Below are 24,527 nucleotides of genomic sequence, written 5' to 3' on the forward strand. Positions count from 1 at the left end.
CACGAGGAAGGGGGACACATGAGGCTGATCGGTGCTGGTTCGCACCCGGATCGTCCGCAGGTCGACCATGACCTCATCTTCACTGTCCCCAATATCCTCACCGTCCTGCGTTTCATGGGCGTGCCTCTCTTTGTCTGGCTCGTGCTCTCTGAACACGAGTACGGGTTCGCGGTCCTGGTGCTCGTCGTCATGGGCAGCACGGACTGGGTGGACGGCTACATCGCCAGGCGGTTCGACCAGACCTCCAAGTTGGGCAGGATCCTGGATCCGATGGCCGACCGGGCCGCCCTCCTGGCCGTGGCTTTCACTTTGGCGATTGCCGGCGTCGTGCAGTGGTGGTATCTGGCGGCGCTTCTGGTCCCTGACGCGATCCTGGCGATCGCATCGTTGATCTATTTCCGGAGCCACCCGGATCTTCCCGTGAGCATCGTCGGGAAAATCCGCACCGCCCTGCTGCTGGTGGGCACGCCATTGCTCGTCCTGTCCAAACTGCCCATACCCTTGACTGACGTGTATTTCGTGGCGGCGTGGACGTTCCTGGGCCTGGGCCTGGTGGGCCACTGGATTGCGGCATACAACTACTTCTGGGCCATCCTGCGAAAAGGAAAAGAATTGAAAACCGACGACGGCGGACTCGGCTGATGGTCTGGCTGGCGGTTTGCCTGGCGGTACTTGGAGCCTTCTTCCTCGCCATCGGCGCCCAGCGGCAGGGGAGCGCGGTGAAAGCCGATACGGGTGGCCTGGCGCTGAGCTCCAATGGCTTCCTGCGGCTCTTGCGGAATCCGCGCTGGATGCTGGGCCTGCTGTTCCTTGCCTTGGGCATGGTGATGAATGCCATTGCATTGGTGTCTGCGCCCTTGACGGTGGTGCAACCGATCGGCGCCATTGCGCTGGTCATCACCACGGTGGTCAATGCCAAAGACCAAGGACTGAGCATCAACCGGGCAACAGTTGTAGCGATCAGCGCCTGTGTCACCGGTTCCGCGCTGTTTGTATTGCTGGCCGTGTTCGTCACACAGGAAAACCACCACGTCAGCAGTGACGATGAGCTGACGATCGTGCTGCTCCTTGCCCTGGCAGTCGGTATTTTCGGTACCCTGGCCGTCTTGTTCAAACACCGGATGAGCGCCTTCATTTACATCCTGGGCGCAGGCGTCCTGTTCGGTTTCGTGGCCGTACTGACCCGGATTATCGGCAAGCACTTGCTCGATCCCAACGGACTCTTCCTGCTCAACGTCCAGTGGTACACGCTGATAGCCATCGTTGCTGCAGGTGGCCTGGGTTCATGGTTTGTCCAGAGTGCGTACTCTGGTGGACCGCCGGACCTCGTGATCGCGGGATTGACTGTGATTGACCCGATGGTGGGCATTGCGATCGGCATCGTCATCCTTGGTGAGCTTCGTCCCGATGTCCACGCCGTGATGGCGATCGCCATGGCAGCGGCCGCTACGCTTGCTATCGTGGGGGTTATTGCCCTAAGCAGGCACCATCCGGAAGTCACCAAGCGCAAAAAGGACGCGAAGGCGGCTGCCAGCCGGAAGGCCTAGGGCAGATCTTTACCTTGCGCCACCGCTTTTGCGGGCGGCAACCCGGCGACACCGCAGCATTGCCACAAGCAGTGCTGTCCGCACCGTGACCATCAGGAGTTCTCCACGTGACCATTCCCGACACCAACAAGCCCCTCACCATCCTGATTGCCGCGGACACCTACCCGCCGCATGTCAACGGTGCTGCCCAGTTCGGCTACCGCCTGGCCAAGGGGATGACGGCACGCGGACACAACGTTCACGTGTTGGCCTGCCGTCCGGATTCGGGCAAGAGCTACACGGAATTCCGCGACGAGGCCACCGTGCACCGGCTGCGCTCCCATGGCGTTTTCACCCATGAGTACTTCCGCATCTGCTTCCCATGGGAAATCAAGAAGGAAATCAGCCTCCTGTTCGACAAGGTGCAGCCCGATGTCGTGCACATCCAAAGCCACTACATGATTGGCGAACACGTCCTTTATGAGGCCGTCAAGCGTGGCATCAGGATCATTGCCACCAACCACTTCATGCCGGAGAACCTGAACCCGTTCCTGCCGTTCCCGCAGTGGTTCAAGGACATCGTGGGCCGCATTTCCTGGAAGGACATGGGCAAGGTCATGGGACAGGCTGACGTTGTCACCACCCCTACGCCTCTGGCCGCCAAGGCGATGCACCAGCACGCCTTCCTGCGCAAAGTCCTGCCGTTGTCCAACGGCATCGATTCTTCGGCGTATGAGCTTCACCCCGGTGAAGTCATTGAACCGCACAGCCATCCCACCGTGCTTTTCGTTGGGCGCCTCGCGGAGGAGAAGCACATCGATGTGCTGATCGACGCCGTGGCCAAGACTCCCCGGGAGTTGAACGTCAACCTTGAAATCGTGGGCGGCGGAGAAGTCCGTCCGGCCTTGGAAGCCCAAGTGGCCCGGCTTGGCCTGGGAGACCGGGTCAAATTCCTCGGGCTCGCGAGCGACGAGGACCTGCGTGAGGCCTACATCAAGGCCGACATCTTCTGCATGCCCGGCACGGCCGAACTGCAGTCCCTGGTGACGCTGGAAGCCATGTCCGCTTCCACCCCTGTCCTGCTTGCCAATGCCATGGCGCTGCCGCACCTGGTCCGCGACGGAGAAAACGGCTACCTCTTCACACCCAACGACAGCTCTGAACTCGCCGCGAAAATCACCAAACTGGTTCAGCTTCCCGAGGACGAGCTGGAAGCCATGGGCAAGGTGAGCCGCGAAATGGTGGAGCCGCACAGCCTTAATGGCACCCTGCAGACCTTCGAGGACCTTTACCGGGGCGCGTCCTATGAGGACATGGTGGTGTGACCAAAGCACTCCCCGTTAGCTATTAGTATTGCTAGAGTGCTTTGCCCGGAACGGCTGCTGGACGGCGGCTGTTCGGGCATCACGGGGCTATAGCTCAGCTGGTTAGAGCGCGGGACTCATAATCCTAAGGTCCTCGGTTCAAGTCCGAGTAGCCCTACCGGAAAATCCCCCTTGCCGACTCAAAGTCGGCAAGGGGGATCTTTTTTTGTGTTGCCGGCCCTGGGCAAGCAGCACCATGCATCGTTGCAGGAGGTGGCGTCATGCGGTAAGTTACTGATCAGTAACTTATTACCCGCCGGTAACTTGGCTGCCCTGCCGACTCCCGGGTCACAGCGCAGTCCTTCCGGGACCTTGACGTGGTCGCAGGTGACCACCCTTGAAGGAGTGAACATGTCCAACACCGCATTCGACGCCACCACTCTTCCTTACGCCGATGGTGACTTCTATGCCTTCGAGCAGTTGCTGACAGGCAAGGAGCAGGACCGTCTGGCCGAAGTGCGGGAGTTCCTTGCCCGCGAGGTCACTCCGATCGCAGTGGACTGCTGGAACCGCGGCGAATTCCCCATGGACCTCATTCCCAAGCTTGGCGAGCTGGACCTCGTAAGCCCGGTTCGGCGCCAGGGATACTCCAATCTCTTTGCCGGCATGCTCCATGCCGAAGTGACCCGAGCGGATGCTTCCATTGCCACGTTCATGGGCGTCCATGACGGCCTCTTCACGGGCTCCATTGAAGCCCTCGCCTCCCAGGAGCAAAAGGATGCGTGGCTGCCGGACATCTACTCCCTGAAGAAGATCGGCGCTTTCGGGCTGACCGAGCCGCTGGGTGGTTCCGATGTTGCAGGCGGAACCCGCACGACGGCACGACGTGAAGGCGACACGTGGATTCTCAACGGTGCAAAGCGCTGGATCGGCAATGCCACCTTCTCGGACTGGGTGGTCATCTATGCCAAGGACGTGGCCGACAACCAGGTGAAAGCGTTCCTGGTGGACACCACCCTGCCGGGCTATTCCGCCAGCAAGATCGAGAACAAGATTTCCCTCCGCACGGTCCAGAACGCGGACATCACCCTGGATAACGTGGTGGTGCCGGACTTCTTCAAGCTGGCCAACGGCAACAGCTTCCGGGATACCAACAAGGTCCTGAAGGTCACGCGCCTGGCTGTGGCGTGGCAGGCCGTCGGACTTCAGATGGCCGCCTTCGACGTTGCCCGCAACTACGCCGTGGAGCGCCAGCAGTTCGGGCGCCCGTTGGCAGCCTTCCAGCTGGTCCAGAACCAGTTGGTGCAGATCCTGGGCAACACAGTCGCCTCAATGGGCATGATGGTCAGGCTTGCACAGCTTGAGGACGCGGGCGTTGCCAAAGACGAACAGTCCGCCCTGGCCAAGGCTTTCACCACTGCACGCATGCGCGAAAGTGTCGCCCTGGGGCGCAGTATCCTCGGCGGCAATGGCATCGTGACGGACTACGGCATGGCCAAGATCTTCTCCGATGCCGAGGCGATCTACTCCTACGAGGGCACCCACGAAATCAACACTCTGGTGACCGGTCGGGCCATCACGGGCGTTTCTGCCATCGTCTAGAACCTCCGCGGACGGCGCGGCGGGGCTCACTCCAGCGGCAGCAACACTGATGGGCGCAGGTCGGACACAAAGCCCAGTGGATTGAGGTACTCCTCGCCGCGCCGAACACCCCAATGCAGGCACGTGGTGCTTCCGCAGTGTCCCGACTGCAGGGTGCCGACCGTTTGCCCTTTGGCCACGTGGTCGCCCTGCTTAAGGCTGCTGGCCACGGGTTCGAAACTGCTCCTGAGTCCGTCGCCGTGATCGATGGTGAGGACCGGGCGGTCAACCACGACGCCGGCGAAGGCCACCACGCCATCGGACGGCGCGGTGACCTGTCCGCCGTCGGGCCTTGGGCCTAAATCCACGCCGCGGTGTCCGCTCAGCCACGGCTTGTCCGGAGGATCAAACGTCCGCAGGACGGACGGCTTGGGGGACAGCGGCCAGCTCCATCTTCCCTGGGGAGCGTCCGGGGCGCCGTCCGCCCCGGACGGGATGCTGAGAGTGATGTTGAGGGTAAGGATCAAGGTGGCTGCCAGCTTCAGGAAGGACATGGATCCAGCCTTCCCTTTGCGTGATCCCGGGGCTATACGGGGGAGCCGGTATGTGGACAACTGCCGGTGATGGGCGGTCCGTTGGGCGGTATGGCTGTAGTACACTTGGTGGAGCAGTTTGCTGTGCCCTCAAGCTTGTTCAGGAACATGTCTCATTCAGATGTGTGGGGGTGCCAGGCTGACTACGCGTATCCAGCCCTCCTCCAGCGAAGCCCATGGTTTCATGCTGCGGAGGATTGTGCCTCTTGCGGTCCGGAGGAGCCTTTGGTTCCATGCCGGATGAGAAGCGCAATGGATGCCAGGAGCCGCGCCCGTCCGGGCAGAGGCTAAACAACCGTCAACTATTGGCAGGGTAAGAGCAGCCCCATGGGCTCTCTCATGAATGACCTGCCGGAAGGAGCGTCGGCATGCCCGTCGTAACCATGCGCCAGCTGCTTGACAGCGGCGTCCACTTTGGACACCAGACCCGTCGTTGGAACCCGAAGATGAAGCGCTTCATCTTCACGGAACGCAACGGCATCTACATCATCGACCTTCAGCAGTCGCTGTCCTACATCGACCGCGCCTACGAGTTCGTCAAGGCTACTGTCGCCCACGGCGGCACCGTCCTGTTCGTCGGCACCAAGAAGCAGGCTCAGGAAGCAATTGCCGAGCAGGCTACCCGTGTTGGCCAGCCGTACGTCAACCAGCGTTGGTTGGGCGGTATGCTCACCAACTTCCAGACCGTCGCCAAGCGTATCCAGCGCATGAAGGAACTCGAAGAGATCAACTTCGACGACGTCGCCGGCTCCGCTTACACCAAGAAGGAGCTCCTGCTCCTCAAGCGTGAACTCACCAAGCTCGAGTCCAACCTCGGCGGTATCCGCAACCTGACCAAGGCTCCCTCGGTTCTGTGGGTTGTTGACACCAAGAAGGAACACCTTGCTGTTGACGAAGCCAAGAAGCTGAACATCCCGGTTGTTGCCATCCTGGACACCAACTGCGATCCCGATGAAGTCGACTTCCCGATCCCGGGCAACGACGACGCCATCCGCTCCGTCAACCTGCTCACCCGCGTTGTTGCCGACGCCGTAGCTGAGGGCCTCATCGCCCGCAACCAGCGCGCAACCGGTACCACCGAAGCTCCGGAAGAGCCGCTGGCCGAGTGGGAGCGCGAGCTCCTCGAAGGCAGCAAGGCTGAAGAAGCAGCAGCAGCTGAGGCTCCGGCCGCAGAAGCTCCCGCAGCAGAAGCTCCGGAAGCAACTGAAGCTGCAACCGGCGAAGCCGAAGCCAAGTAAATCTGGACCTTCCCTGATGCTGGAGACAGCGTCGGGGGCAACTGACAGGATGGCGGCTCACACGGTGGGCTGCCGTCCTGTCAGTCCGTAAACACACAAATTTCTAGACAGAGGGGTTCACATGGCGAACTACACTGCTGCTGACATCAAGGCCCTGCGCGAGCGCACCGGCGCCGGCATGATGGACGTCAAGAAGGCTCTTGACGAGGCCAACGGTGACGCTGAGAAGGCCATCGAGATCATCCGCATCAAGGGCCTCAAGGGTGCCACCAAGCGCGAAGGCCGTTCCACGGCTGAGGGCCTGGTTGCTGCCAAGGTCAACGGCGGCGTTGGCGTAATGATCGAAGTCAACTGCGAGACCGACTTCGTTGCCAAGGCTGACAAGTTCATCCAGCTGGCCGACAAGGTCCTCAACGTTGCAGTCGAGTCCGGCGCAGCCGACCTCGAAACCCTGCTGGCAACCGAAGTCGACGGCAAGCCGTTGTCCGAGGTCGTCGTCGAAGAGGGCGCTGTCCTCGGCGAAAAGGTTGTTGTCCGTCGCATCTCCCGCGTTGAGGGCACCACGGTTGACGCCTACCTGCACAAGACGTCCAAGGACCTCCCGGCCCAGGTCGGCGTCCTGTTCGCTGTTGACGGTGAAGGCGAAGCCGCTGCCACCGCCGCACACGACATCGCTGTCCACGTTGCAGCAATGGCACCGAACTACCTGACCCGCGAAGACGTCCCGGCCGAACTGGTCGAGTCCGAGCGCCGTATCGCCGAAGAGACCGCGAAGGCTGAAGGCAAGCCTGAAGCTGCTCTCCCGAAGATCGTAGAAGGCCGCGTTACGGGCTTCTACAAGGGTGAAGTTCTGGTTGACCAGGCATTCGCCAAGGATTCCAAGAAGACTGTTGCACAGGTCCTCGAAGAAGCCGGCGTCAAGGCAACCGCAGTAACCCGTTTCCGCGTCGGAAACTAGTAATTCATGAAAAGGGGTGGTCACTTCGGTGGCCGCCCCTTTTTCATGCACGCGTCCGGGTAGTACCTGCGCGGACCCCCAGCACGATAATCTAGCCAGAGTCCACCAACGGGAAGGCACCATGGAAACCGTCAACACTGCAATCCAGCCCGAGAAGACCCGCCGACGTGTACTTCTGAAACTTTCCGGCGAAGTCATCGGCGGAGGCAAGCTCGGCGTCGATCCCGAGACCGTCAGGGCCATTGCCAAGCAGATCGCAGCAGGTGTTGCGGATGTGGAAGTTGCAATCGTTGTTGGCGGCGGCAACTTCTTCCGGGGCGCTGAACTGTCCCAAAGCGGCATGGATCGCTCCCGCGCCGACTACATGGGCATGCTGGGCACCGTCATGAACTGCCTCGCGCTGCAGGACTTCCTGGAGCAGGCCGGAGTGGAGACCCGTGTCCAGAGCGCCATCACGATGGGCCAGGTGGCCGAGGCCTACATTCCCCGCCGCGCCATCCGCCACATGGAAAAAGGCCGGGTAGTCATTTTCGGTGCAGGCGCCGGCTTGCCGTATTTCTCCACCGACACGGTGGCTGCGCAGCGTGCGCTGGAAGTGCACGCAGATGTTGTCCTGATGGCCAAGAGCGGCGTGGACGGCGTTTACACGGCCGACCCGAAGAAGGACCCCACCGCCGAGAAGCTCGATGTCCTCAGCTACGACGACGCCCTGCGCCGCGACATCCGCGTCATGGACCAGACCGCCATGACCATGTGCAAGGACAACAACCTCTCCATGGTGGTCTTCGGCATGGAGGGCGAAGGCAATGTCACCCGGGCGATCCTCGGCGAAACGCTGGGAACCCTGGTAACTCCCTAGCAAGGGCTAGGATATTTCTAGGACCGTCCGCCCCTGGTGGCGGATCTTTACTGTGCATTGCCGCCTGCAGCTGGGCAGCAACTATTTCTGAGGAGAAACCCGTGATCGAAGAGACCTTACTCGAAGCCGGCGAGAAGATGGACAAAGCCGTGGAAGTAGCCAAGGACGATTTCGCCACGATCCGTACGGGCCGGGCCAACCCCGGTCTCTACAACAAGGTCATCGTTGAGTACTACGGCACACCCACCCCGCTCCAGCAGCTGGCGTCCTTCGGTGTGCCCGATGCCCGTACCATCCTGATCACGCCTTATGACAAGACCGCGCTGCGCGACATCGAAAAGGCCCTAAGTGACTCCGAAGTCGGGGCCAACCCGTCCAACGACGGCAACGTCATCCGCGTCACCATCCCGGAGCTCACCAAAGAGCGCCGCAAGGAATACGTGAAGATCGTCAAGGGCAAGGGTGAGGACGCCAAGGTCTCCATCCGAAGCATCCGCCGCAAGGCAAAGGACACCCTGGACAAGCTCGTCAAGGACGGCGAAGCCGGTGAAGACGAGGGCTCGCGCGCTGAGAAGGAGCTCGATGCCCTGACCAAGCAGCACGTCGACAGCATCGACGAGCTGCTCAAGCGCAAGGAAGCCGAGCTGCTCGAGGTCTGATGAGCCAGGCTGAGCCGGCGCCCGCTGAACGGGTCCCGACACGCGATACCCCCAAGCGCGCACGGCGTGTGCGGGCGAACCCCACACCCAAGGCAGGCCGCAACCTGCCCGCGGCCATCGGCGTCGGCCTTGCCATGCTGCTGGCCGTCCTGGGCGGGCTGCTGTTCCTCCCGTTGGGGTTCGTCCTGCTCACCACGGCCTTCGCGGTCCTTGGTGTTTGGGAAGTTTTCCGTGCCCTCGAAGCCCAAGGCACCAGGATGCCGATCGTTCCAGTGATGGTCGGCAGCCTGGTGATGCCGGTTTCGGCCTACTTTGGTGGTCTCGAAGGCCTGCTCTTCACCATGACAGCCAGCTCGGTGGCCGTACTGCTCTGGCGCTCCATCGAAAGCGCAGCCGGGGCGCCTCGCAGCGTCTTCGCGGGTGTCTTCACTTTGGCGTGGATACCGTTCCTGATCAGTTTCGCTGCGCTGCCGCTTCACGCCACTGGCGGAGCCACCCCCGTGGGCTTCTGGCCGCATGGAATCCCGGACGGGGCATGGCAGATCGCCTCCATGCTGCTGCTGGTGGTATCGAATGACACTTTCGGCTACATCGTGGGAGCTTCGTTCGGCAAGCACCCGATGGCTCCGAAGATCAGTCCCAAGAAGTCCTGGGAGGGGTTCGCGGGATCTGTGGGTGGTGCCATGGTGATCGGTGTCCTGGCCTGCATCTTCCTGCTGGACCGGCCTTGGTGGGTCGGCCTTGTCCTGGCCGTTGGAATGGTTGCCGCAGCAACCGCTGGCGACCTTGCCGAGTCCATGGTCAAGAGGGAACTCGGCGTCAAGGACATGAGCAGTATCTTGCCGGGCCATGGTGGTGTGATGGACCGTCTGGACTCGATCGTGTTCGCGGCCCCTGTGGCCTATGTTTTGTTCGCGCTGCTGAGCGGCGTCTGACAACCGATGAAGGAAAAATAGTGGCCTTGGATATTCGACGCCAGATCCCCGCGACGTTCGACCGCGTGGAACGCAGCAAATACGGTTATAACGCCAAGCAGGTAGACGAGTTTCTCCAGCGCGCACGGACGTCGTTTGAGAACCCTGTTGGCGCCGCTGACCAGGTTGCCAGCGTGGATGTCCGTGAGGTGGCTTTCGACCCCGTCAAGGGTGGCTACGACGCCCACAGCGTGGACGCCGCCCTGGACCGCCTTGAGGACGCGTTCGCACGCCGTGAGCGGGACGAACTGATCAGCCAACAAGGCGAGGAAGCCTGGTTGCGCCAGATCGGGAAGCTTTCCGGGATACTTCGCGGCAGGCTGCACAGGCCCGACGGTGAGCGTTTCCGCCGCCCGGCACGCAAGCGGACGCGCAGTTACAACGTCCAGGATGTCGATGCCCTGTGCGTTGAGTTGATCGGCTACCTGGAAAACGATCAGCCCTTGAGCGTAGACACCGTTCGACGGGCCGTGTTCCGTGCAGCCAAGGGCGATGAGGGCTACGAAGAAGCGCAGGTCGATGCCTTCCTCGCCCGAGTCGTGGAGCTGATGGCGGCCATTGACTGACGCCTACCCGGGCTGGTGAGGCGTGGGGGAGAGCGGCGGATTGTTCTTCCATACGTCCATGTAGTGGCGCCTGCCCCGTACCAAGGATGTGGCGAAGAACGCCAGGGCCACAACAACTGCGATGGCCACGGCAAACACAACAGGCAGGCCGGCTGCCAACAGGGCTGATCCGAGCAGCAGTGCGATCAGGGCAGAGTTGGCGAAGCCCATGAAAACCATGCTGCTGCCTGCCACCTGGCTGAAGTCCTTCCTGCCGCCCAGGAAGTAGTAGGTGTGCTTCGAGCCTTCTTCGTCGTCGTGGTACCCGGCCATCAAGTACGGAGCCATTCCCGGGTCCAGGTCCACGTAGGCGGCACGGAGCCGGTTCATGGCAATGACGTACATGAGGTCCTCCATGCCGACGCTCATGACGCGGATATGCGTCAACAGGCCCACCACCAGGTCAATGCCCAGAACGGTCAGGGCAAAGGCCCGGAAGGCGCCGGAGAATTGGGTTGCCTGGCCCACCAGTGCCACACTGAGCAGGCTGGCCGAGGTGAACGTCAGGAACATGCTGATCCGCGTGAGGACTTCCCCCTGCGTGGTGCTCCGTGAAGCGAGCAAGCTCCAATGCTCAGTGGCCAGCAGTTGCGCGCGGACGCTTGGCGACAGCTCCGGCGGACCGGCCGTTGCTTGCCCATGGCCGGCAGGTGTTGGTTCCCGGCCGCCGGATTGTGGTTCCTCGGACATGGCGACATTGTCCTCCCGGGCCGTTGCGCGGACAACAGCTTTCAGCGCTCGGTAGCTACCGGCCGCTCAGGTACATGCAGCCGTGACATCACCCGGTTGACTGAGGCGGGAACGCGGTTCCGCGTCACGATGGACACGATTACCGTGACGGCGAAGGCTGAAGGCACACTCCACGCCGCGGGCTGGGCCAGCCAAGCGGGAGCGTTCCCTGTCCCAGTCAGGGTGCCCGCCACCATGGCACCCCCACACAGCACTGCGCCTGTGACCATCCCTGCGATCGCACCAAAGTCCGTCAGGCCGCGCCACCAAATGCCCAGCAGCAGGACAGGACAGATGGTGGAAGCGGTGAACGCGAAGACCAGGCCGACGCTGCCGGCCAGGGCCAGGGTGTCCGTCATGAAAGCAAAACCCAAAGGCACGACGGCGGCCATCACCGCCGCGAGGCGGAACCCCCTCACACTTCCCCCGAACAGGTCCTGGCTGATGACACCGGACAGCGACACCACCAGGCCGGATGTCGTGGACAGGAAGGCAGCGAAGGCGCCTGCCACCACGAGCGCTGACAACAGGTCACCTGGCACCCCGCCGATCAGCTTGCCCGGGAGGAGGAGGATCAGGGCGTCCGCTTGTCCGGAGTGTGCGAGCTCGGGGGCGAACATCCGTCCCAAGGCGCCGGAGAGAGTGGGGAAGAGGTAGAACACGGAGAGTAGGCCCAGGACGATCAGCGTGGTCCGGCGCGCAGATTGGCCGTCCGGGTTGGTGTAGAACCGCACCAGCACATGCGGCAGGCCAAGGGTTCCGAACAGCAAGGCCACCAGCAGCGAGATGTGTTGGTAGGCACCCGCAGCGGGCTGGCCGGTGGGATTGACCGGCAAGGGCGCCTGCGGTGGAGTTCCGTTGCCAACCAGCACCAACAGGATGAAGACCACAGGCACGGCAAGGGCAGTCAGTTTCAGCCAGTACTGGAAAGCCTGGACAAACGTAATGGACCTCATGCCACCTGCCACCACCGTGAGGCACACAACCGCCACCACCGCCGTCGAGCCTACCCACGACGGCAGGCCGGTGGTTATCCGGATGGTGAGCGCGGCGCCGTGCAGTTGCGGAACGATATAGAGCCAGCCCACGGCCACCACCACCAGGCTCGTGACGCGGCGGACCAAGGGGGAGTCCAGGCGGGCCTCGGTGAAATCGGGGATGGTGTACGCGCCGGAGCGGCGCAGCGGTGCCGCCACGAAGAGCAGGAGCATCAGGTAACCGGCCGTGTAGCCAACGGGGAACCAGAGAGCGTCGGTGCCGGAGAGCAGGATCAGCCCCGCTACCCCCAGGAAACTCGCGGCTGAAAGATACTCGCCGCCAATCGCGGAGGCGTTCCACCACGGAGGGACGGTGCGTGAGGCCACGTAGAAGTCGCTGGTGGTCCGGGAGACGCGCAACCCGTAAAAGCCGATGACCGCCGTGGCGAGGGAAACGGCGAGGAACGCGAACAAGCCAACGGCTGGGTTCACTTGTCCTCCACCAGGTCCCGGTAGCGGGCCTCGTTGCGTGCTGCTGCCCGGTTGTAAAGCCATGCGCTCAGGCCGATTACCGGATAGATGCCCACCCCAAGCGCCAGCCAGTCCAAGCGGATTCCCACAAGGCGCGTCTCCGCTACGCCGGGGCCGTAGACCAGGATCGTTGCAAGTACAGCGAGGATGATCAGGAATCCGCACGCCACCACCAACGCCAGGCGAAGCTGGGAGCGGATGAGGGAACGGACAAAGATCCGGCCGGCGTCCGAGTCCTCTGCGGCCTCATGTGGGTACGGCACCCGGCCGGTGGCCGGCGCGGCCGACTGGCGTGGAGCGGTAACGCGGACCCGGGTCATGCCTGTGGCCGGATGCGGGTGGACTGCAGCTTGTCCCTGACCGAGGGCAGGTGCCGCCTGCTGATGGGCAGCTCAGCACCCGAGACAGCGACGCTCGGTCCGGTAGTGGAAAGCTTGAGGTGTTGCACGTGCTGCAGCGCGATCAGGTAGGAGCGGTGAATCCTGATGAACCCGGCGTCCGCCCATTTCTGCTCGAGATCGGTGAGGGAAACCCGGATGAGGTAGCTGGCCTCGGCGGTGTGCAGCCTTGCGTAGTCGCCTTGTGCTTGCACGTACGTGACATCGTCCCGGCGGATCATCCGGGTGGTGCTGCCGAGGTCAACGGTAATCATTTCCGGGGCAGGAGTACCGTCCTTGATGAGTTCACTGATCCGGTCCACCGAACGGGCCAGCCGTTCCGCCCGGAGCGGCTTGAGCAGATAGTCGACGGCGGCGAGGTCGAAGGCCTCCAGTGCGCAGTCTTCGTCGGCGGTGACGAAGACGACGGCGGGCGGGCTGCTGCTGCGGGAAATGGCGCGGGCAATGTCCAGGCCTGACAGGGCGGGCATATGGATGTCCAGGAAGACGGCATCGACGGACTCCGTTTCCAGCTTGCGGAGCGCCTCGGTCCCGGAGGACGCGCGATGGATGGCGCCAATCCGCGCATCCCGTCCGAGGAGGAAGGCAAGTTCTTCCACCGCGGGCAGTTCGTCATCGGCGACGAGCACGTTGATCATGATTAAAGACTAACCGCCGCCTCAGGCGTCGTGGCCGGGTTGCGACTTCGGGACCCGCAGCGTGATCAGGGTACCTTCGCCGGGGGCCGTATCGATCACCAGGCCGTGCTCATCTCCGTAGACCTGTCGCAGCCGGGCATCGACATTGCGGAGCCCCACATGGTCGCCATCCGTATGTCCGGCGAGGACTGACCGCAGGTGCTCCGGATCCATGCCCACGCCGTCGTCTTCGATGGTGACTTCGGCGAACGCCCCTGAATCATTGGCGCAGATGGTGATGTGCCCCGGACCTTCCTTCGCTTCCAAACCGTGCCTGACCGCGTTTTCCACCAACGGTTGGAGGCTGAGGAACGGAATGACGGTGCTCAGCACTTCGGGTGCGATCCGCAGGCTGACTTGGACGCGCTCACCGAAGCGTGCCCGCTCCAGCAGGAGGTAACGGTCGATGCACCGCAGCTCCTCCGCCACCGTGGTGAAGTCGCCGTGCCTGCGGAAGGAGTACCTGGTGAAGTCGGCGAATTCCACCACGAGTTCCCTGGCCCTGGCCGGGTCCGTGTTGATAAAGGACGCAATGGCGTTCAACGAGTTGTAGATGAAGTGCGGGCTGATCTGCGCGCGCAGGGCCCGCACTTCCGCTTCCATCAGCAGGGTCCTTGAGGCCTCCAGCTCCGCCAGCTCCAGTTGTGCCGCAATCCAGTCAGCAACCTCACTGGTCGCCCGCACCAGACCTGCTCCGGCGGCGGGAGCCAACGCCGCAACCGAACCGACAACCCTGGAGCCTGCCCTGATCGGGGCGATGACAGCACTGAAATCAGGCCCGGCTTTGTCCGTGGAATGGCCTGCGTGGGGAACCACGGCAGTCCGCCCGGTCGCAAGGACTTCGGCTGCGAGCCCCATCAGTGCTGGCCGGAGTTCCTCCGCCGCCCCGTCCCACGCAAGTACAGAGGCGGTGTCCGTCATGGCGAAGGCGTCGCAGCCCAGCAGGACGCGCAGCTGCCTGCTGGCTTTGGCAGCTCCCGCAGGCTGGAGGCCCGCGCGCAGATGCTGGCCCGCCCGCGATGCTGCGTGCAGCGTGTTGTACGTGGCGCGTTCGGCGTCCGTGCCGAGGTCCCGGAAGGAGCGGATCACCTTCAGGCCAACGCCCACGACGACGGCGACCGCCAGCACGATCACGGCGATGGCGGCTGCGGTGAAGAGCGGGGAATCGGGCATAAGGCCAGCGTAGTCCGATGTGTTCCCCGAACCTCGTTATCGCCTGTGGCCTGCTGCAACCCACCGTTTGGCGCAGCGGTACAGCCGCTGGGCGACGCCGACCGGCGTATCTATGGATGGGAAGCCGGAGCGCATTCGATAGTGATTGCAGTCACATCAGCCGCGCGCGCTGACGTGGACTCATCACAACCAGGAGGAACCATGGGTAATGAGGCCCAACCCCAGGACGCAACGGCGTCCGTGGACTTCCAGGAAGTCCAGCAGACGGAACGGTTCAAGACGCTGCGCAAGCGGCACCGCAGCTTTGTCTTTCCCATGGCAGTGATCTTCCTGCTGTGGTATTTCGCGTACGTTCTTTTGGCCGACTATGCCGTCGCCTTCATGTCCACCAAAGTCTGGGGCAACATCAACGTCGGCCTGATTCTTGGCCTGCTCCAGTTCGTCACCACTTTCGGCATCACGGCCTGGTACGTGAGCTACTCCAACAGGAAGCTGGACCCCATCGCGGCCGAAATCCGCAATGAGATCGAGGGGCACCAATTCGATAAGGACGGCAACGTCATCCACGGAGGAGCCAAATGAACGCCACCATGGTCCCGGCAGTAGAGGTCGCTGCCCTGAAAGACACCACGCTCCTGAACATGGGCATTTTCGCCCTTTTCGTCGCCGTCACCATGGTGATTGTCTTCAGGGCAAGCCGCAACAACAAGACAGCTGCCGACTACTACGCAGCCGGACGTTCCTTCACCGGCTCCCAGAACGGTACCGCCATCGCCGGGGACTACCTTTCGGCGGCCTCGTTCCTTGGCATCACGGGCGCCATCGCCATCAACGGCTATGACGGTTTCCTCTACTCCATCGGCTTCCTCGTCGCCTGGCTGGTGGCCCTGCTGCTGGTGGCCGAACTGCTCCGGAACACCGGCAAGTTCACCATGGCCGATGTCCTGTCCTTCCGGTTGAGGCAACGCCCCGTGCGCATCGCGGCGGCACTGTCCACCCTCGCCGTCTGCTTCTTCTACCTCCTCGCCCAGATGGCCGGTGCGGGCAGCCTGATCTCGCTCCTGCTGGGTATCAGTGACTGGGGCGGACAAGCCCTGGTGATTATCGTCGTCGGGGCCTTGATGATCATGTACGTGCTTATCGGCGGCATGAAGGGCACCACCTGGGTGCAGATCATCAAAGCCATCCTGCTCATCGCCGGTGCCGCCGTCATGACGGCCATGGTCCTCGCGATCTACGGTTTCAACCTCTCCAACCTGCTGGGATCGGCAGCGGAAGCGGCCAACAACCCGAACATCCTCAACCCGGGCCTGCAGTATGGCAAGACCGAGACGTCCAAGCTCGACTTCATGTCCCTTGGCCTGGCATTGGTCCTTGGAACAGCAGCCCTGCCGCACGTCCTGATGCGCTTCTACACCGTCCCGACGGCCAAGGAAGCCCGCAAATCAGTGGTGTGGGCCATCTGGCTGATCGGCCTGTTCTACTTGTTTACTTTGGTGCTGGGCTACGGCGCAGCAGCCCTGGTGGGTGCAGAAACCATCAAGTCCGCACCCGGCGGCGTGAACTCGGCCGCCCCGCTCCTGGCGTTCCACCTGGGTGGCCCGCTGCTGCTTGGATTCATCTCGGCCGTAGCCTTCGCAACCATCCTTGCGGTGGTGGCCGGACTGACCATTACTGCGGCAGCATCCTTCGCCCACGACATCTACGCAAACGTCATCTCCAAGGGCAAGGCGGACGCCACCACGGAAGTCAAGGTCGCCCGGCGCACAGTGGTGGTGATCGGCGTCCTCGCCATCCTGGGAGGCATCTTCGCCAACGGCCAGAACGTGGCCTTCCTGGTGGCGCTCGCCTTCGCTGTTGCGGCATCAGCAAACCTGCCCACCATCGTGTACTCCCTCTTCTGGAAGAAGTTCACCACCCAGGGCGCAGTCTGGAGCATGTATGGCGGCCTCGCCGCAGCCATCCTGCTGATCACTTTCTCGCCCGTGGTCTCCGGCGCCAAGACGTCCATGATCCCCGGCGCCAACTTCGCCATTTTCCCGCTGAGCAACCCGGGCATCGTGTCCATCCCGTTGGCGTTCTTCCTGGGCTGGCTCGGAACTGTCCTGGACAAGCGGCGCGAGGACCCGGCCAAGCAAGCTGAAATGGAAGTACGTTCGCTGACCGGCATCGGCGCCGAAAAGGCGGTGAACCACTAAGACCGGAACAAAAGGCTCCCCTGGAAACAGCGTTTTCCGGGGGAGCCTTTTGCGTGCGTCATTTCTTCAGGCTGAGCCACTCTTTCAATCGGGCCAGCGGCCAGGTGGTCACGATGCGTTCCATCGGCACCCCCAGGGCTTCTGCGCGCTCGGCACCATACTGCAGGAAGTCGAGCTGGCCGGGAGCATGGGCATCGCTGTCTATGCTGAACAGACAGCCGGCGTCGAGGGCCATCTTGACGAGGTCATCCGGTGGGTCCTGGCGCTCGGGCCGCGAGTTGATTTCGACGGCGACGCCCCACTCGGCGCATTCCTTGAAAACCTTGGGGGCGTCGAATTCCGATTGGGGCCGGGTCCCGCGTGATCCCTGGACCAGCCGACCGGTGCAATGACCCAAAACGTTGGTGTGGGGGTCGCTGATACCGCCAAGCATCCGTTCGGTCATGGTCTTCTTGTCGGCTCGGAGCTTGGAGTGGACACTGGCGACCACGACGTCGAGCTTGTCCAGCATTGCAGGGGTCTGGTCCAGTGTGCCGTCCTCCAGGATGTCCACCTCGATGCCCTTGAGCAAGCGGAAGTCGTCTTGGGAAGAATTGATACCTTCCACCACGTCCAGCTGTTTTTCGAGCCGTTCGACGCTGAGGCCGTTGGCGATGGTGAGGTTGGGGGAGTGGTCGGTCAGGGCCAGGTATTCGCGTCCGAGCGTGCGGGCCGCAGCCACCATGGCTTCGATGGGCGAGCCGCCGTCGGACCAATTGCTGTGACTGTGCAGGTCGCCGCGCAACGCGGCCCTGAGTGTGTCTCCGCCGGAGGCAAGGGCTTCGGTGCCCTTCCCGCGGAGGTCGGCCAGGTAGTCGGGGACGCGGTCCTCCAGTGCCTGGGTGATGACTTCGGCGCTGCGGCTGCCTACGCCTTTGAGGCTGGTGATCCTGCCGCTGGCGACGAGCCGGGCCAGTTCATCTGTTGAGAGTTTCCGTGCGGCGTCGGCTGCCTTCCGGAAAGCCTGGACCTTGAAGGTTGGTGCTTGGCTGCGTTCCAGCCAGAAAGAAATTTCGTCGAGCGCCTCAATGGGATCCATGGCTCCATGATCCACGAACCAGGCGCACCATCAACAGTGGGCACGGTTTGATGGTGCGCCGGTCCGTGACCGCCACCTAGTGGTGGTGGCCCGGATCCAGGGCGGGATTGGTGCCCTGGCCGTTTTCTCCGACGGGTGCCTGGCCGTGTTCCCCGTGCGGAACGGCGTACTGGCCGGCCATCGACGCGGCCAGTCCGGGTGTTGCTACTGAGGCAACAACGACGGCGGCTCCGAACGCGGCTGCCAGAAGCCGCCCGGTCCTTGGCTGGCCGTGGGCGCCGCCGTCGTTGGTCTTGTGCTGCCGCCTGAGCCAGCCTGCCCCGGCAAGTGCCATGAGGGTCAGGCCGAAGGCGGCAAAGTGGCTGACGTCAAGGGAGCGCTGGGAGGTGATCCCTGCAGCCATGGCCGCTACGTGCGCGACCGCTGCCGTGGCGAGGGCCGGGAGCGCGAAACGGGCCAGGACGAGGGAATTGCGGTGCAGGCCCCACAGCGACCAGGCCATGAAGGCCAGGCCCGCCGCGAGGGCTGCACCGCCGGCAACAACCATGCCCAGGGCGGCGGATCCAGTTCCAGCGAGGTACCCGGCGGCCAGGGACAGTTCAACCATCCCGGCTGCCATAGCAGCGAAGTATACGTACAGCACTACAGCTGCCCTCAGGGTGGGGTGGTTCACGCGGTGCATGGCTGTTACCGTCCTCGTCCTTTGGAGTCGATGATCAGGCGCGGGCGGAAGCTACGGTGGCCTTGTCCTGGGACAATGCAACGCCCAGCAGTACCACGGCGCTGGCGAGGTGCAGGACGTTGTCCGCGCCGTTCAGGGCGATGATGTTCAGTGAGCTGCCCACCAGGAAGAGGCCCACGATGCCGACCAGCAGGTAGACGCCGCCGACTGCGGTGTTGATGGACTTGGACAGCGTGACGCTGTTCATGCCGGCGATGAGGAGGGCTGCGCCAATGGCCAAGTGGATGATGTTGTGAAGCGGGTTCACGGCGAAGATGATCAAATTGGCGCCCTCGGTGGCGAAGAAGCCGATTCCCGAGGTGACGAAGAATCCGAGCACGCCTACCAAGAGGTAGACGGCTCCGAAGATGGTGGCGATCAAGCGATTGGGCGAAGTACGCATTGGTCCGAGCCTTCCGGTGATGGCCGGGATTCCCGGCCGACCTGCTGAGTCCCGGTCGGGACTCTCAAGCAGTGATTCGGATCATGCGTTTGCGTGGATGGGTGGATGGGCGGATTTATTTCTTGCCGGCTAGGGGCGGAGGCGGATGCTGCTCATTTTGAGGTCGTTGGTGCCCTCGAAAACGTACTGGAGGTCGATCGTCTTGCCGTCACATTGCAGTTTGCCTGCGAGGTTGGCCTTGTTGTTCCCGTTGTTTGAGTCAACGCTTACGGAGTTGTAGTTCGGCTTGCACGAGCTGTCCAGTTCCAGGCTGGCGATGCCGTCCACGAAGGACTGCTTGTCCAGTTCGTCCTTGAGGGGCTGGCTGAGGTAGTTGTCGTAGGCCTGTTCGGTCTGGCCGGAGACCACAAGGTTGGTGAATTCGTCCGCCATCGACCGGGCCTTGGAGGTGGCATTGCCCACCACATTGACCAGGATGAGGACGCCGACTACCGCCAGCACGATGACGCCCGCCACGATGCCGAGGACGATCCACAGAACTTTTCGGTTCTTCTTGGGCGGTTGCTGGCCGTACTGTCCTGGTTGGTACTGCCCGGGCGGGTATTGGCCCGGTGGGTACTGGGCCGGCTGATATTGGCCTGGTTGATACTGCCCTGGTGGGGTTTGTCCCTGGGGATAGGGGTTCTGTTGGCCGGGAGCCGCGTATTGCGGGTTCCCGTTTTGGGGATCGGACGACGGCGGCTGTTGCCACTGCGGCGACGCTCCGGTCTGCGGCGGGTAACCGGGCCCCGGGGGAACCGGAGGCGGGTTGTACCCGGGCTGGTTCTGGCTGGGTTCTTGCGGGTTGCTCACGGTAGTGCCCCTTTCGGCAGCCTTCGGCAGCGCCACCACCTGGCCGGGAACCTCTGGGCGGCCCCCGGTGCGTCCTCTTGAATCAAAGCGTATTTCCGCTTCCGCGGGCAAGAGGCGCGACGGAACACCGCAGGTGAAGTGGCGGTTCAAGCCCCGGAACGACGTCCCAGGAGCGGCTGCACGCGGTACGGGATCATCTCACGCATGGCCAGCGCGGTGTCCGTCCTGTCCACTCCGTCGCAACCGAGGATCTTTCCATTGATGCGGTAGAGGTCTTCCGCATCCAGCGCAACGACACGCAACAACAGGTCAGCGGAGCCGGTGAGGCCAAAGCCTTCGAGGATTTCCGGGATGTCGGCCAGGTCCCGCGCCAGGGAAGCGAGCTTCTGCTGCTGCACGTGGACGGTGATGAAGGCCGTCAGGGGGTAGCCGAGGGCCACAGGATTGATCCGTCGTTCGAACGACAGAAAGGCGTGTTTCTTTTCGAGCTGCGCCATGCGGGCCTGCACCGTGTTGCGGGAGAGGCCGAGCTTCTGCGCAAGGGCAACCACAGTGCCACGGGGATCCTTTGCCATGGCGGAAAGAAGGCGGGTGTCGGTGCCATCCAAGGGTTGCATAATGCGCAAGATTAGCACGCCCCAGATACTCCGAATAGTGCATAATGCTCAACTTCATCCCGGGTAGTTGTACCCGATGCGTTCTGTGAGTAGGGTCACAATTAACTCCGGCGAAGGTGCCGGAGGGCCGGCGTGCGGCAGGATCACAAGTCCTGCGAGCGCCGACGAAAACGAGCCGGAAGGTTGCGATCACCTGTGTTGACGGATCAGGCGGGCAAGGGAGTGCGACATGATGCTCCGGGCCCGGAACAAAGTGCACATATCTCCTTGCGGACTGGCGGCGATTTGCTCCAGTTGGTGTCTCCGGACGGCGAGCGCATCAGCCATCCCGAGTTTGATCTATGGGTTAAGGATGTCGGCGACGAACAATTGTGCTCGCTCTACGAGGACATGACCGTCATCCGCCGTATCGACGCAGAAGCCACGGCACTCCAACGCCAGGGTGAACTGGCCTTGTGGCCGCCGCTCCTTGGCCAGGAAGCGGCACAGATCGGTTCAAGCCGTTCTCTGCGCGACGACGACTTCGTCTTCCCGAGCTACCGGGAAAGCGGAGTGGCCTACGTCCGGGGTGCCCATCTTTCCGAGATCGCGCGAGTCTGGCGTGGTAACGCTTCGTACGGTTGGGACCCGCAGCGCATCAACCTGGCGACTCCCCAGATCATCATTGGTTCCCAGAGCCTGCACGCTACGGGCTACGCAATGGGTGTGCAGCTGGACGGAGCCAACACGGCAGTCCTCGCGTACTTCGGCGACGGCGCCACGAGCGAAGGCGATGTCAACGAGGCCATGGTGTTCGCAGCCAGCTACCAAGCTCCTGTGGTGTTCTTCTGCCAGAACAACCACTGGGCAATTTCGGAGCCCGTGCGCATCCAGTCGCACGTTCAGTTGGCCGACAGGCCCACTGGCTTTGGTATTCCCAGCATGCGCGTGGACGGCAACGATGTCCTGGCTGTCATGGCGGCCACTCGTGTGGCGCTTGACCGGGCGCGCAAGGGCGGGGGACCAACCTTCATTGAAGCCGTCACCTACCGAATGGGTCCGCACACTACCGCTGATGACCCCACCCGCTACCGTGATCCGATTGAGCTGGAGGATTGGGCTGCCAAGGACCCGATTCTTAGGCTCCGGAAGCTCCTGCAGGCCAAGGGCCTGCTCACGGAGGATGTGGAAGCCCGCGTCAAAGCCAAGGCCGATGCCGTTGCGGCCGATCTCCGTTCGAGCTGCATTGGCATGCCCGACCCGCAGCCATTGGACGTGTTCAACCACGTCTACAGCACTCCGAATTCCTGGATCGAGCGCCAGAAGGACCACTACTCCCGCTACCTGAACAGTTTCAACCAGCCCGTCGAGGAAGGTGCACTCTGATGTCCAAGCTCACTTTTGCCCGGGCAATCAATGCCGGCCTCCGGAAATCGCTCGAAAATGATCCCAAAGTGGTCCTCATGGGTGAGGACATTGGCTCCCTTGGTGGCGTTTTCCGTGTCACCGACGGGCTGCAGAAAGACTTTGGAAAGCACCGCGTTATTGATTCTCCCCTGGCCGAGTCCGGGATTATAGGCACCGCAGTGGGGTTGGCCTACCGCGGTTACCGCCCTGTGTGCGAGATCCAGTTCGACGGTTTCATCTACCCTGCGTTCGACCAAATCGTCAGCCAGGTAGCCAAGATGCATTACCGCACCCAGGGGCGCGTCAAGATGCCCATCACTATCCGGGTGCCTTTTGGCGGCGGGATCGGATCGCCTGAACACCATTCCGAATCGCCGGAAGCCTACTTCACCCACACTTCGGGTTTGCGCGTCGTGGCCGTTTCCAACCCCCAGGATGCCTACACGATGATCCAGCAGGCCATTGCATCGGACGACCCCGTCCTCTACTTTGAGCCCAAGAGGCGCTACCACGACAAGGGTGATGTGGATGAGTCGCTCGACCTCGCCACGGCATTGCCCCTGGATAAGGCTGCTGTCGTCAACGCCGGCTCCGACGTCACCCTGATTGCGTACGGTCCGCTGGTCAAAACAGCGAAGGATGCCGCCTTGGCCGCCGCTGACGAAGGCATATCGGTTGAAGTGATCGATCTCCGGTCATTGGCCCCAGTGGATTACCCGGTAGTGGAAGCCTCCGTCCGCAAGACGGGACGACTCGTGATCACCCACGAAGCAGGACAATCCGGTGGCGTTGGCGCGGAGATCGCGGCGAGCATTACGGAACGCTGCTTCAACTACCTGGAGTCCGCGCCAGTCCGGATTACCGGCTTTGACGTGCCGTATCCCTACTCCAAGCTCGAAATGCACCACTTGCCGGATCTGGACAGGATCCTCGACGGCGTGGATCGCGCCCTCGGCCGCCCCAACTCCCTGAGTGGACTGGAAGGATGACCGCCACCATGATCAAGGAATTCAGGCTCCCGGATTTGGGTGAGGGGCTGACGGAATCGGAAATCCTGAGTTGGAAGGTGGCAGTGGGCGACACTGTCACGTTGAACCAGGTCATCGCCGAGGTCGAAACCGCCAAAGCCGTGGTGGAGTTGCCGTCACCATTTGCAGGCACGGTGGCCGCGCTTCACGAGCAGCCCGGAACGGTCGTGGAGGTCGGGAAGCCGATCGTCTCTTTCGAAGTCGACGACGCCGGGTCCTCCAACGGGGCTGGCTCTCCGACCGCTGGTGCCGGGTCCGCCGTCGGGGCCTCTGCGCATGGTGCGCCTGCCGCCAGCGGTGTTGAAGCGGTGGGGACCCCCGCGAAACGTGAGCCGAACCTGGTGGGTTACGGTGCCGTCGTCGAACACTCCGGACGTCCAACGCGACGTGCCCGCGTTCAGGCGCCCGCAGCAGTGCAGGCTACGGTGCAGGCGGAAGTTCCGGCGATCCCGGAACCGGTCGCCGAGCCGCAGGCGGAGGTCTCGGGGGAGCGTCCGAGGTCCACGCCTCCGGTGCGCAAGTTGGCCCGCGACCTCGGGATCGACCTGGAACTGGTGCCAGGAACCGGCCCGGGCGGACTTATTACCCGCGAGGATGTCCAGAACTTCTCCGGCACAGCGGATGAGCTTGCCGTGGCGCCGGTTGCTGCAGGGCAGGGCGAGCGGGAAACCCGCACGCCCATCAAGGGAGTCCGGAAGTTCACCGCCGCTGCCATGGTGCAGAGCGCCTTTACGGCACCGCATGTCACGGAATTCCTGACAGTGGATGTCACCGCGACCATGGAATTGCTGGCCAGGCTCAAGGGCAACAGGACCTTCGAAGGCTTCAAACTGACGCCGCTGACCATCGCGGCCAAGGCGGTCCTGGTGGCCCTGCGGAACAATCCCTCGCTGAACTCCCGCTGGGATGAGGCAAACCAGGAGATTGTCCAGTTCAACTATGTGAACCTGGGTATCGCGGCCGCGACGCCGCGGGGCCTGACCGTCCCGAACATCAAGGACGCTGACCAACTGTCGCTGCGCGAGCTCTCCACTGCGTTGACCCAGCTCACCGACACGGCGCGGGCAGGCAAGACGTCTCCGTCCGATCTCTCCGGTGGCACGATCTCGATCACGAACATCGGCGTGTTCGGGATCGACGCGGGCACGCCGATCCTCAATCCGGGCGAGGCCGCGATTGTGGCCCTTGGTGCTGTCAGGAAGGCGCCATGGGTGGTGAACGATGAGCTGGCAGTGCGCCAGGTCATGTCCCTTAGCCTGTCCTTCGACCACCGGCTGGTGGACGGGGAACAAGGCTCGCGGTTCCTGGCGGACCTGGGCGCCATCCTGTCCGACCCCGCCATGGTCATGACCATGATCTGACGCTCCCAAGCTGCGGCGGCCCATCCCCTTACGAGTGCATGCAGGAAACTGCAGCCAGGGGATGGGCCGTCGCGCGTCGGGGCACAATGGTGCCGCGTCCG

At 62.9% G+C, this 24,527-nt stretch carries 26 protein-coding genes and 1 tRNA gene; 16 read left to right on the plus strand and 11 right to left on the minus strand.

What is annotated here, in order from left to right:
* Positions 1 to 18: 18 nt before the first annotated feature.
* From ACNAOU_RS07550 to ACNAOU_RS07570, 5 genes are all read left to right on the plus strand, one after another.
* Positions 19 to 642: a CDP-alcohol phosphatidyltransferase family protein gene (locus tag ACNAOU_RS07550; RefSeq protein WP_018777478.1), complete on the plus strand. Its 624-nt coding sequence runs from the start codon at positions 19 to 21 to the stop codon at positions 640 to 642.
* Positions 642 to 1,547: a DMT family transporter gene (locus tag ACNAOU_RS07555; protein ID WP_018777479.1), complete on the plus strand. Its 906-nt coding sequence runs from the start codon at positions 642 to 644 to the stop codon at positions 1,545 to 1,547. The genes ACNAOU_RS07550 and ACNAOU_RS07555 overlap by 1 nt, the downstream gene beginning before the upstream one ends.
* A 107-nt stretch (positions 1,548 to 1,654) precedes the next feature.
* Complete coding sequence (locus ACNAOU_RS07560; RefSeq protein WP_055975117.1) at positions 1,655 to 2,851, plus strand: glycosyltransferase; 1,197 nt, start codon at positions 1,655 to 1,657, stop codon at positions 2,849 to 2,851.
* An 83-nt stretch (positions 2,852 to 2,934) separates the two neighbouring features.
* Positions 2,935 to 3,008 (plus strand) — tRNA-Ile (locus tag ACNAOU_RS07565).
* Positions 3,009 to 3,241: 233 nt separating this feature from the next.
* Positions 3,242 to 4,432 (plus strand): acyl-CoA dehydrogenase family protein, encoded by a 1,191-nt coding sequence (locus ACNAOU_RS07570; protein ID WP_055975119.1) that lies wholly within the window; start codon positions 3,242 to 3,244, stop codon positions 4,430 to 4,432.
* Positions 4,433 to 4,458: 26 nt separating this feature from the next.
* Here ACNAOU_RS07570 and ACNAOU_RS07575 read toward each other — a convergent pair whose 3' ends face one another.
* Positions 4,459 to 4,965, minus strand: coding sequence for a M23 family metallopeptidase (locus ACNAOU_RS07575; RefSeq protein WP_018777482.1), 507 nt, complete (start codon positions 4,963 to 4,965; stop codon positions 4,459 to 4,461).
* Between the two features lie 407 nt (positions 4,966 to 5,372).
* Here ACNAOU_RS07575 and rpsB point away from each other — a divergent pair, with 407 nt between their 5' ends.
* The 6 genes from rpsB (at position 5,373) to ACNAOU_RS07605 (ending at position 10,258) form a co-directional block, all read left to right on the plus strand.
* Positions 5,373 to 6,242 carry a 30S ribosomal protein S2 gene (rpsB, locus tag ACNAOU_RS07580; protein WP_018777483.1) on the plus strand — a complete coding sequence of 290 codons (870 nt, stop codon included), beginning with the start codon at positions 5,373 to 5,375 and terminating at the stop codon, positions 6,240 to 6,242.
* Between the two features lie 121 nt (positions 6,243 to 6,363).
* Positions 6,364 to 7,200, plus strand: a complete 837-nt coding sequence (gene tsf / locus ACNAOU_RS07585; protein ID WP_018777484.1) for a translation elongation factor Ts — start codon at positions 6,364 to 6,366, stop codon at positions 7,198 to 7,200.
* Positions 7,201 to 7,321: 121 nt separating this feature from the next.
* Positions 7,322 to 8,059 carry a UMP kinase gene (gene pyrH / locus ACNAOU_RS07590; protein WP_018777485.1) on the plus strand — a complete coding sequence of 246 codons (738 nt, stop codon included), beginning with the start codon at positions 7,322 to 7,324 and terminating at the stop codon, positions 8,057 to 8,059.
* Between the two features lie 101 nt (positions 8,060 to 8,160).
* Positions 8,161 to 8,718: a ribosome recycling factor gene (frr, locus tag ACNAOU_RS07595; protein ID WP_018777486.1), complete on the plus strand. Its 558-nt coding sequence runs from the start codon at positions 8,161 to 8,163 to the stop codon at positions 8,716 to 8,718.
* Positions 8,718 to 9,653: a phosphatidate cytidylyltransferase gene (locus ACNAOU_RS07600; protein ID WP_079581017.1), complete on the plus strand. Its 936-nt coding sequence runs from the start codon at positions 8,718 to 8,720 to the stop codon at positions 9,651 to 9,653. The genes frr and ACNAOU_RS07600 overlap by 1 nt, the downstream gene beginning before the upstream one ends.
* A gap of 20 nt (positions 9,654 to 9,673) precedes the next feature.
* Complete coding sequence (locus tag ACNAOU_RS07605; RefSeq protein WP_018777488.1) at positions 9,674 to 10,258, plus strand: DivIVA domain-containing protein; 585 nt, start codon at positions 9,674 to 9,676, stop codon at positions 10,256 to 10,258.
* A 3-nt stretch (positions 10,259 to 10,261) separates the two neighbouring features.
* Here ACNAOU_RS07605 and ACNAOU_RS07610 read toward each other — a convergent pair whose 3' ends face one another.
* From ACNAOU_RS07610 to ACNAOU_RS07630, 5 genes are read right to left on the minus strand one after another with little or no spacing between them, the layout of a single operon-like run.
* A complete protein-coding gene (locus ACNAOU_RS07610; protein WP_413307340.1) occupies positions 10,262 to 10,987 on the minus strand; it encodes a hypothetical protein in 726 nt (241 codons plus the stop codon).
* Positions 10,988 to 11,028: 41 nt separating this feature from the next.
* Positions 11,029 to 12,495, minus strand: a complete 1,467-nt coding sequence (locus ACNAOU_RS07615; protein ID WP_422758372.1) for a cation acetate symporter — start codon at positions 12,493 to 12,495, stop codon at positions 11,029 to 11,031.
* Positions 12,492 to 12,854: a hypothetical protein gene (locus ACNAOU_RS07620; protein WP_422758373.1), complete on the minus strand. Its 363-nt coding sequence runs from the start codon at positions 12,852 to 12,854 to the stop codon at positions 12,492 to 12,494. The genes ACNAOU_RS07615 and ACNAOU_RS07620 overlap by 4 nt, the downstream gene beginning before the upstream one ends.
* A complete protein-coding gene (locus tag ACNAOU_RS07625; RefSeq protein ID WP_039240480.1) occupies positions 12,851 to 13,570 on the minus strand; it encodes a LytR/AlgR family response regulator transcription factor in 720 nt (239 codons plus the stop codon). The genes ACNAOU_RS07620 and ACNAOU_RS07625 overlap by 4 nt, the downstream gene beginning before the upstream one ends.
* 21 nt (positions 13,571 to 13,591) lie before the next feature.
* A complete protein-coding gene (locus ACNAOU_RS07630; RefSeq protein ID WP_018777493.1) occupies positions 13,592 to 14,782 on the minus strand; it encodes a sensor histidine kinase in 1,191 nt (396 codons plus the stop codon).
* A 201-nt stretch (positions 14,783 to 14,983) separates the two neighbouring features.
* Between ACNAOU_RS07630 and ACNAOU_RS07635 the strand changes: the two genes are divergently transcribed.
* Complete coding sequence (locus ACNAOU_RS07635; RefSeq protein ID WP_055975136.1) at positions 14,984 to 15,364, plus strand: DUF485 domain-containing protein; 381 nt, start codon at positions 14,984 to 14,986, stop codon at positions 15,362 to 15,364.
* Complete coding sequence (locus ACNAOU_RS07640) at positions 15,361 to 16,980, plus strand: solute symporter family protein (protein WP_018777495.1); 1,620 nt, start codon at positions 15,361 to 15,363, stop codon at positions 16,978 to 16,980. The genes ACNAOU_RS07635 and ACNAOU_RS07640 overlap by 4 nt, the downstream gene beginning before the upstream one ends.
* Before the next feature lie 58 nt (positions 16,981 to 17,038).
* Here ACNAOU_RS07640 and ACNAOU_RS07645 read toward each other — a convergent pair whose 3' ends face one another.
* The 5 genes from ACNAOU_RS07645 to ACNAOU_RS07665 form a co-directional block, all read right to left on the minus strand.
* Positions 17,039 to 18,058 (minus strand): PHP domain-containing protein, encoded by a 1,020-nt coding sequence (locus ACNAOU_RS07645; protein ID WP_422758374.1) that lies wholly within the window; start codon positions 18,056 to 18,058, stop codon positions 17,039 to 17,041.
* A gap of 76 nt (positions 18,059 to 18,134) precedes the next feature.
* Positions 18,135 to 18,740 (minus strand): hypothetical protein, encoded by a 606-nt coding sequence (locus tag ACNAOU_RS07650; RefSeq protein ID WP_039240485.1) that lies wholly within the window; start codon positions 18,738 to 18,740, stop codon positions 18,135 to 18,137.
* 34 nt (positions 18,741 to 18,774) lie between these two features.
* Entirely contained in the window at positions 18,775 to 19,182 is a 408-nt protein-coding gene (locus ACNAOU_RS07655; protein WP_018777498.1) for a DUF4383 domain-containing protein, read from the minus strand.
* A 129-nt stretch (positions 19,183 to 19,311) separates the two neighbouring features.
* Positions 19,312 to 20,034 (minus strand): hypothetical protein, encoded by a 723-nt coding sequence (locus ACNAOU_RS07660; RefSeq protein WP_422758375.1) that lies wholly within the window; start codon positions 20,032 to 20,034, stop codon positions 19,312 to 19,314.
* A gap of 146 nt (positions 20,035 to 20,180) precedes the next feature.
* Positions 20,181 to 20,651 (minus strand): Lrp/AsnC family transcriptional regulator, encoded by a 471-nt coding sequence (locus ACNAOU_RS07665; protein WP_018777500.1) that lies wholly within the window; start codon positions 20,649 to 20,651, stop codon positions 20,181 to 20,183.
* A gap of 195 nt (positions 20,652 to 20,846) precedes the next feature.
* Between ACNAOU_RS07665 and pdhA the strand changes: the two genes are divergently transcribed.
* Genes pdhA through ACNAOU_RS07680 form a run of 3 tightly spaced genes read left to right on the plus strand, consistent with a single transcriptional unit; the run spans position 20,847 to position 24,426 of the window.
* Positions 20,847 to 22,016: a pyruvate dehydrogenase (acetyl-transferring) E1 component subunit alpha gene (pdhA, locus tag ACNAOU_RS07670; RefSeq protein ID WP_422758376.1), complete on the plus strand. Its 1,170-nt coding sequence runs from the start codon at positions 20,847 to 20,849 to the stop codon at positions 22,014 to 22,016.
* On the plus strand, positions 22,016 to 23,026 hold the full coding sequence (locus ACNAOU_RS07675) for an alpha-ketoacid dehydrogenase subunit beta (protein WP_039240487.1): 1,011 nt from the start codon (positions 22,016 to 22,018) through the stop codon (positions 23,024 to 23,026). Before pdhA ends, ACNAOU_RS07675 begins: the two co-directional genes overlap by 1 nt.
* The gene (locus ACNAOU_RS07680; RefSeq protein ID WP_422758377.1) at positions 23,023 to 24,426 is read left to right on the plus strand and encodes a dihydrolipoamide acetyltransferase family protein; all 1,404 of its coding nucleotides are present in this window, start codon (positions 23,023 to 23,025) and stop codon (positions 24,424 to 24,426) included. Before ACNAOU_RS07675 ends, ACNAOU_RS07680 begins: the two co-directional genes overlap by 4 nt.
* The last annotated feature ends 101 nt before the right edge of the window (positions 24,427 to 24,527 follow it).

The sequence above is a fragment of the Paenarthrobacter sp. C1 genome (assembly GCF_049315185.1).
Lineage (GTDB): Bacteria > Actinomycetota > Actinomycetes > Actinomycetales > Micrococcaceae > Arthrobacter > Arthrobacter nicotinovorans.